The 7,297-nt window shown below is 65.3% G+C and carries 7 protein-coding genes; 4 read left to right on the top strand and 3 right to left on the bottom strand.

The features are described from left to right. Positions 1-309: 309 nt before the first annotated feature. From P9A17_RS17115 to P9A17_RS17105, 3 genes are all read right to left on the bottom strand, one after another. Complete coding sequence (locus P9A17_RS17115; RefSeq protein WP_278039808.1) at positions 310-1,554, bottom strand: hypothetical protein; 1,245 nt, start codon at positions 1,552-1,554, stop codon at positions 310-312. Between the two features lie 295 nt (positions 1,555-1,849). After that, positions 1,850-2,482 carry a GIY-YIG nuclease family protein gene (locus P9A17_RS17110; RefSeq protein ID WP_278039807.1) on the bottom strand — a complete coding sequence of 211 codons (633 nt, stop codon included), beginning with the start codon at positions 2,480-2,482 and terminating at the stop codon, positions 1,850-1,852. A 36-nt stretch (positions 2,483-2,518) separates the two neighbouring features. Then, entirely contained in the window at positions 2,519-3,439 is a 921-nt protein-coding gene (locus P9A17_RS17105) for a lytic transglycosylase domain-containing protein (RefSeq protein WP_278039899.1), read from the bottom strand. Positions 3,440-3,524: 85 nt separating this feature from the next. Here P9A17_RS17105 and P9A17_RS17100 point away from each other — a divergent pair, with 85 nt between their 5' ends. The 4 genes from P9A17_RS17100 (at position 3,525) to P9A17_RS17085 (ending at position 7,297) form a co-directional block, all read left to right on the top strand. Next, on the top strand, positions 3,525-4,328 hold the full coding sequence (locus P9A17_RS17100; protein ID WP_278039806.1) for a DUF1460 domain-containing protein: 804 nt from the start codon (positions 3,525-3,527) through the stop codon (positions 4,326-4,328). Between the two features lie 81 nt (positions 4,329-4,409). Then, complete coding sequence (locus P9A17_RS17095) at positions 4,410-4,853, top strand: nuclear transport factor 2 family protein (RefSeq protein ID WP_278039805.1); 444 nt, start codon at positions 4,410-4,412, stop codon at positions 4,851-4,853. A 5-nt stretch (positions 4,854-4,858) separates the two neighbouring features. Further along, positions 4,859-6,034, top strand: a complete 1,176-nt coding sequence (locus tag P9A17_RS17090; RefSeq protein ID WP_278039804.1) for a sulfotransferase — start codon at positions 4,859-4,861, stop codon at positions 6,032-6,034. A gap of 9 nt (positions 6,035-6,043) precedes the next feature. After that, a complete protein-coding gene (locus tag P9A17_RS17085; RefSeq protein WP_278039803.1) occupies positions 6,044-7,297 on the top strand; it encodes a hypothetical protein in 1,254 nt (417 codons plus the stop codon).

Below are 7,297 nucleotides of genomic sequence, written 5' to 3'. Positions count from 1 at the left end.
GAACCGCCGACGCGAAAGCTCTCCGACCACGACGAGACTCTGGAAGACGACGCCGACGCCGGGGATCGGGGCGGAGGGGGCGGCAGTGGAGCAACGACGCAGGTGTTCGACGGCGCGTCATAGACAGTGCCGACGCCACATTCGGCCGCCTGAGCGCTACCGGCGGACAGCACCAACCACGACACCGGCGCTGCGACCGCCGTGGTGATCAGCAACGCCGCATGAGCAGATTTACTTCGCATCCCGGGCCTCCCGCGGTGAACCCCGACCCATCGCGTACTCACATCGTAGTCCTCCGGTGCACCACGTTCATCCCGCTTCCGCGGACTTCCCATCGGCGCCCGGTTCGTCCGATGTGCCTTCTCCGTCGGCAGTGTCGGCGGACTCGGCAACAGATTCGGCGTCCTCTTCGACCTCGGTGTCGGACTCCTCCTGCGGCGCCGGCGCGCCGTCGCCCTGATCCCCGGCGTCGGCGTCGTCTTCCAGAGTCTCGTCGTGGTCGGAGAGCTTTCGCGTCGGCGGTTCGTCTCCGGATTCGTCTCCTGCACTGGAGCTTTCGCTTCCAGAGGGCTCGCTGTTCTTCTCCACATCGTCCTCGCCAGCGCCCTCGACGTTGCCACCGGCCGACTCGTCTGTCTCCGTAGTACCGACCGTTGCGGCGGAGACCTCCATTTCCTGCGAGTCTTCCTGCGAAACCTCCTGCGCGGCCGGGTTGAAGAAGAAGTCGACCTGCGCCTCGATCCAATCGGTGAACGTCTGCCATGCTTCGCCACTGCGCGCGACGATGGATGCGACGGTGTTGTCGAAAGCGTTCACGATCGCCGCGATCAACCCGTCCCCCTGGAAGGTGTCGACGACGAATTGATCTCCTGCGTCGATCATGTCGTGCGCGAAACCGGTGAGAGCGTCGATCTCCCCGGCGATGAGATCCCATCCCGCGGTCAGCTCGAAGTCGATCAACGGCACGAACGGTATCCACGAGACGGCGCTCAGGAGATCACTGGCGGCGTCGACACCCCAGCCGACGCCGCTCTTGATCGGTTCCCAGATGTTCCAGATCGCGTGGGACACATCGGCCAGCACATGTGACGCACCGACCACGGCATCACCCAGGAAGCCTTCGGGCAGATCCGCCGCCGGAGGTCGTGGTGGATACCCGTCGATAGGCGGCAACGGGATCCAGGCACCGATCTCGTCGATCCCGAGCCAGACGAGCGCGAGACCGAGGTCGACCACCCAGTCGGCGACGTTCTTGAGCGCCGTGCCCTGGCCGCGCAGCCAGTCCGTGGTGTTGAACACGCCGCTGTTGATCAGGGATTCCACGAAGTTGTAGACGACCATGATCTGGTTGGCGAATATGCCGACCCACGGAATCCAGGCCACGACGTCGGCCGCGACTTCGAATCCGTACCGCACCCACTCCTCGACTGCGACGTAGATGCCGTCGATCGCATCGGCCAGGGCGATGAGTGACGGGATCGGCGCGATCGTCGGCGCTGCGGAGTTGTCGGTCAGAGCTGACACCGCAGCGGCAAGTTCGACATCGAGCTTCACCAACGGCAGCGGAAGCGGCGGGGACGGCGACGCGCATTGGACAACCGCGTACGAAGTTCGTTGCGCTGCCGACGCGTCTGGTATCGGGGTCACGGTTGCGGCCACAGCCGTGCAGGTGACACCCAGGGCGGCAACCGCCACTTTCACTGAGGAACGAATCGGTACCAGCATGCGTGCCTCCCGCCAGAGAGACACATTCTTGCGCCGCATCCAGGGCCAAAGGAGCGAAATCGCCAAGCCGATGCGTGCCTAGCGACGACTTCATTGAGAAGTCAAGAGTCGCTACCGATCCGGCTCAGGTCCACTCCGCGAGGACACGCATCTTGCCGGCTTTCACCGCAGCGTCCTTCCGCAGCTTCTTCAGGGTCGGCGCGAACGCGTTGCGGTCGTTGTTCTGGAAGTTCAGCGGCAGGTCCAGCGCATTGATCAGCTTGGGCTCGAGGTACCACGGTTCGGGGTGCAGCACCCACGACACCGACGCGTTCTCGGCCATCCACTGAGTCAGGGTCGCTTCACCGCCTGCGAAGGTCTGGCGCTTACCCGATCCGATTCGGCGCAGCGCGAAGCCGAGTTCCTCCCCCAGCAGGACGCCGAGCGACTTTCGCAGCGTGGACCCGTCTGCGCTCGCGTTGCCGGCACCGAAGTGATACCGGATGCGCTTGCGAAGATCCTGCGGCGTTTGCGGCTTGCCGTCGGCCCGCGGTGGGCCCGGGCTGATTCCGACGTACAGCAGTGTCCAACCGTCGCGCTGTTCACAGCCGGAAGTGTCTATCTCGCCAGGGATTTGGCGGAACCACCATCCGTGCGCGCCTGGTTGGGGCGGAACCGGTCCCGGGTCGGCGAAGACCTCATCGCGCGTATACCTCTGGGCGGCGAGGAATTTCGCGACAGCGTCTGCGGCGCGCTTCGCAGATATCGACTCAGCCATGCATGCCAGCGTAGTCGCCGTGGTCCGACCCGCTGTTCACTGCGGGTTGGTCAACAGATACTCCTCGACCGGAATCGGCGCGTCAGCCTCGTAGCCCACCGGCAGCACCACATCCCCGGCGACCGAGTTGTAGTAGACGTCCCACCGGTGGTAGCCCGCGAAGTCCGCGGGGTGGGCGGCGATCACCGCTGCATACTGGTTGATGGCGCGCACATATTGGCGGGAGTTGTTGTACCGGTACAGGGCGTGATCGCGGTCCCGCGTGAAGCCGTGGGCGGCGAGGAACCGGCCTGCCGCCATGATGCTGTCGTGAGGTGAGTGGATGTCGGTGCCCGCGCCGTAGGTGGCGAACGTCGACGGCATGAACTGCATCGGCCCTTGTGCCCCCGCAGTACTGACACCCGAGATCCGGCCGAAGGCGGTCTCGACGAAGTTGATGGCCGCCAGGTAGTTCCAGGCGACCCCCGAGGCGGCCTCGGCCTTGCGGTAGTAGCCCAGTAGTTCGGCGGCGGGCAACGGCGGGGCGATGCGCCACGCGGGCAGGGTCGGCTTGCCGCGGCCCATGGCGGCCAGTTGTCTGCGGGCATCGATGTTGCGGTCGTACACGTCGAGAAGTTGCCGGGGGACGCGAGGACGCGCGACGACGTCCCATTCGGGATGGCGGGCCAGGACCCGGTAGGACTTCTGCTGCCGGCGTGCCGCGGCGGCCGCCTCGGCCTCCGACGTCGTGTGGTCCCGCAGTGCCAGTTCGTCACTGACGAGGTCATCCACGATCTGAACGGGGTCTGCCGCCAACGCCGGTTGGGCACGGTCCGGTTGTGCTGGCGGCGGGGGTGGCGTCATGATCGCCGGGGAATGGTTCTGACCATTGTGCGGCTGGTCCGAAGTCGCGCATCCGACGAGGGCGGAAACGGCGATCGCCGTGGCTGCCACGGCGCCGATGCGGTTGAAATTCACGCTGTCCACTTCCCACGAGGATGCCGCATCACCGAACCTACGACGTACAGTGGCCGAGATGCGCGGTGTATCGAGGAATCAATACATGTCCGCCCGCTGGACAACAGCGCTCAGGTGCGCCCTCGCCGCGGCGCTCGTCGCCGCCTTCGGCAGCGTCACGCCGTTTTCCGCATCAGCCGCCCCCGTCGTGATGTCGGCCGCCAGCGAGCAGATTCTCGCGACGATGTTGGCCGCGGACGACACCAGCGCAGAATCGATCTCCGGCCAGTTCCTCGGAACTCCTTACGCCGCAAACACTCTCATCGGTTCGGCCGACGAACCCGAGGAGCTCGTCGTCGAGCTGGCAGGCGTCGACTGCTTCACCTACGCCGATTATGTCGAAGCGCTGAAGCGGTCGGGTGATCGCGACGAATTCATCGCCAACCTGGTCGATGTCCGGTACAAGAACGGCGACGTCTCCTTCGCCAACCGTAAGCACTTCTTCACCGACTGGTCCGCCACAACCCCTGCGGTGGCGACCGACGTCACCGCGAGCCTGAGCGACGACGCAATTCCGGTTTCCAAGAACCTCAACAGCAAGGACGACGGCGGCGTCTACCTGCCCGGGTTGCCGGCCGTGCCGCGAACGGTCACCTATATCCCTGCCGAGCTGGTGGACTCCGCCGTCGTCGGCGGCCTTCGCACGGGCGACTATGTCGGCGCGTACGCCGAAGACGGTGGTCTCGACGTCACGCATGTCGGCATCTTCATCGACACACCCGAGGGACCCGTTTTCCGCCATGCGTCCTCACTGAGCGCGGAGAGACGCGTCGTCGACATTCCGCTGTCGGTCTATCTTCAGACGGTCCCCGGAATCGTGGTTCTGCGCCCCGTGGTCGGAGACGTCTAGATCCGCAACGCCCGAGATCAGCGGTGCCGAAAATCAGCGCAACCGTTGACATGACAGATCGTGCCTGGTTGTCTACCGGCGATGAGCGACGCCGCCCGTGAGATCGAGAACTTGGTGTACACCTACGCCGAGCGCATCGACGCAGGCGATCTGGACGGTGTCGCCGCGCTGTTCACTCACGGCCGGATCTGTGGCATGGAGGACGGTCCTCCCGAGACAGTCTTCGAGGGCACGACCAGGGTGCGGCAGATGTACGACATGGCAACGCGCCTCTACGACGACGGCACACCGAAGACCAAGCACTTCACCACCAATGTGATCGTCCGGGTCGACGAGGAGGCCGGAACCGCCAGCGGCAGCGCGTACTACTGCGTCACGCAGGCGACCCCCGAGCTGCCGCTGCAGGTCATCGTGACCGGGCGTTACCGCGACACGTTCCACCGCATCGATGGCGCCTGGTGGTTCGACACGCGCATCATGTTCGTCGACCAGGTCGGCGACACCAACCATCACCTGAAGTTCTGACGCCGGTGAGGCACACCTTCGACGTGGCGTCGCTGACGGGCGACGCTCAGCAGAAGGAGGGCCTTTCCGACTGGGGGCCGCTACCGTTCCGAGAGCCCCTCGAGGTTCTCGCAGACGACTACTCACGTGCCGACCTGAACGACGTCGGCGTCCACATCCTGCGGTCTGGCCTGGTGCACAGCCTCCGGATGAGATTGCGCGCCCAGGAATGGATCCGGCGGCATCCGGAGATCCTCCGGGAAGTCATCTCAGCTCCGATCGTCGTGGTCGGGATGATGCGCAGCGGCACGACGCTGCTGCAGCGACTCCTGGCTGCCGACAACCGCTTTCACTGCGCGTACGGCTGGGAGGTCGTCGAGGCCGCGCCCAAGCTGGACTACGACTGGTCCGCCGCTGAGGATCCGCGAATCGCGGTCAGTGAGAAGCGTGAGGCGATGTCGCGCGAGCTCGCTCCAGAACTGTTCACCATCCATCCGATGTACGCGCGCGAACCCGAAGAGGAGATCGTGTTCTTCTCGGACGCGTTCCTGTCCCACGTGCCGGAGTCCGGGGCGCATGTTCCGAACTACCGGTTGTGGATCGACGAGCAGGACTTCACCCCCGCGTACGCCTACCTGCACCGGATGCTGCAGTTCCTGCAGTGGCAGAAGCGTCAGGCCGGGCACACCGCTCGACGGTGGGTGCTCAAATCGCCTGCGCACCTTGGTTATCTGGATGCGCTCCGGGTCCAGTTCCCCGACCTACACCTCGTGCACATGCACCGGGACCCGAAAGACACGATCCCGTCCGGCGCCGGTCTCAACGCGACTCTGCACGCGATGCACAGCGATGACGTCGATGCCCACCGAGTCGGTGCCGAATGGCTGGAGCGGATGGGGTGGACGAATGATCGGGCGATGGAGGTCCGAGACGGCTGGGCAGACGAGGCTTCCCGCTGCACCGACCTCGAATTCGCCGAGGCAGTGGCAGATCCGATCGGCGAAGCGGCCAGGGTGTACGACGCGATCGGTGTGCCGTTCACCTCCTCTGCCGAGACCGCGATGCGCCGGTGGCTGGTGCAGCGTCCACGCGAACCGGCACGTCCGCCGTACAGCGCCGCGGATTTCGGGCTCAGCGACGGACAGATCGCCGAGCGCTTCTCGGCCTATAACTCTCGTTTCCGATCCGGCGCGACCATCTAGGAGGATGTGATGTCTGACTTCTCGGGCGATCCCGTAGCGACGCCATCGCAGCACGAGCAGGAACTGGCCGCTCTGGAACTGACGAACCATCCGACCGTGAAGGCCGCCTATCGCAGCGTCGCCGAGAACTGGCTGGGTCGCGCGAAACCTTCGGAGGCAATGCGCGCAGTGTTCGATGCCGCGTTCGCCGAGGTGATGTTCTCGGCCGCCGTCTGGTCATCGAATCAGGACAAGCTGCGCCCCAAAGTCAGCTGCATCACCAGGTTGGGACATCCCGTCGAGGGTCATTCCATACCCGGATCGCGTTGGGGCATCGACAATCCCGACAGCGTCTACCGCGTCATCCCGATCTCGGGTGACGAACGCTACGAAATCCGCGGCCGCGTCGGCGCGAACCGGATGACGGAGAACTACTTCACCCTGTGGGACGCCAACATGGGTACCGTCGCGGTTCTCAACGGCCGCACCATGGACGTCGAGTCCGACGGATCCTTCACGATCACCGTCGACTCCGATCCCGCCAACGGACGCCCCAACCATGTGCAGTCCACACCGGAGGCGCACGAGTTCTACATTCGCGACGTGCTGCTCAATTGGGACCGCGACGACCCCAATCACCTTGCGATACAACGCCTCGGCGGTGAGGCAACGACGCCCGCGCGGACACTCGACGAGCAGGCCGACGCCACGGCGGACATGATGGCCTACTTCGCGAACTTCACCGGCAAGCTCAGCCACGGCATCTACAAGATGCCGCCGAATCACTTCAACCTCGCCTGGTCGGCCGACAAAGTCGGCGCGATGCGCAACCAGGTGTACGTGATGGGCCGCTTCGACCTGAACCCCGGCGAGGCCTTCGTCGTCGAGGTCGGTGACGGCGGTGCCGAGTACTTCACCGTCCCGCTGAGCAATATCTGGGGCACCACACTGGATCTCGTCGACCGGACCGGCAGCCTCAACAAGGCGCAGTCACGGCGCAACGAGGACGGCACCTACACCTACGTCATCTCCCCCACCGATCCCGGCGTCGCGAACTGGATCGACTCCGGCGGGCTGCCCGAAGGCATCCTGACCCTCCGGATGGCGGAGTTCGGGCCCGAAGGGCCGAAGGAGGACCTCGGTGCCCGCGGGCGGGTCATCAAACTCGACGACCTCGACAAAGAGGTGCCGTCACTGCCGCGGGTGTCGGCGCAGGAGCGGGCCACCGAGCTGGCCGAGCGCCGGGCCGCCTATCTGCGGCGGCTGCCCGAAGGGACGATCTGA

Source organism: Mycobacterium sp. 236(2023), assembly GCF_029623955.1.
In the GTDB taxonomy this organism is placed as follows: domain Bacteria; phylum Actinomycetota; class Actinomycetes; order Mycobacteriales; family Mycobacteriaceae; genus Mycobacterium.
Note: the sequence above shows the minus strand (reverse complement) of the source record. Positions and strands in the feature narration are given on the sequence as shown.

Coding starts and splice junctions, on each gene's coding strand:
- P9A17_RS17110 (WP_278039807.1), bottom strand. CDS start 2,482: ATGGCTGAGTCGATATCTGCGAAGCGCGCCGCAGACGCTGTCGCGAAA.
- P9A17_RS17095 (WP_278039805.1), top strand. CDS start 4,410: ATGAGCGACGCCGCCCGTGAGATCGAGAACTTGGTGTACACCTACGCC.
- P9A17_RS17085 (WP_278039803.1), top strand. CDS start 6,044: ATGTCTGACTTCTCGGGCGATCCCGTAGCGACGCCATCGCAGCACGAG.
- P9A17_RS17100 (WP_278039806.1), top strand. CDS start 3,525: ATGTCCGCCCGCTGGACAACAGCGCTCAGGTGCGCCCTCGCCGCGGCG.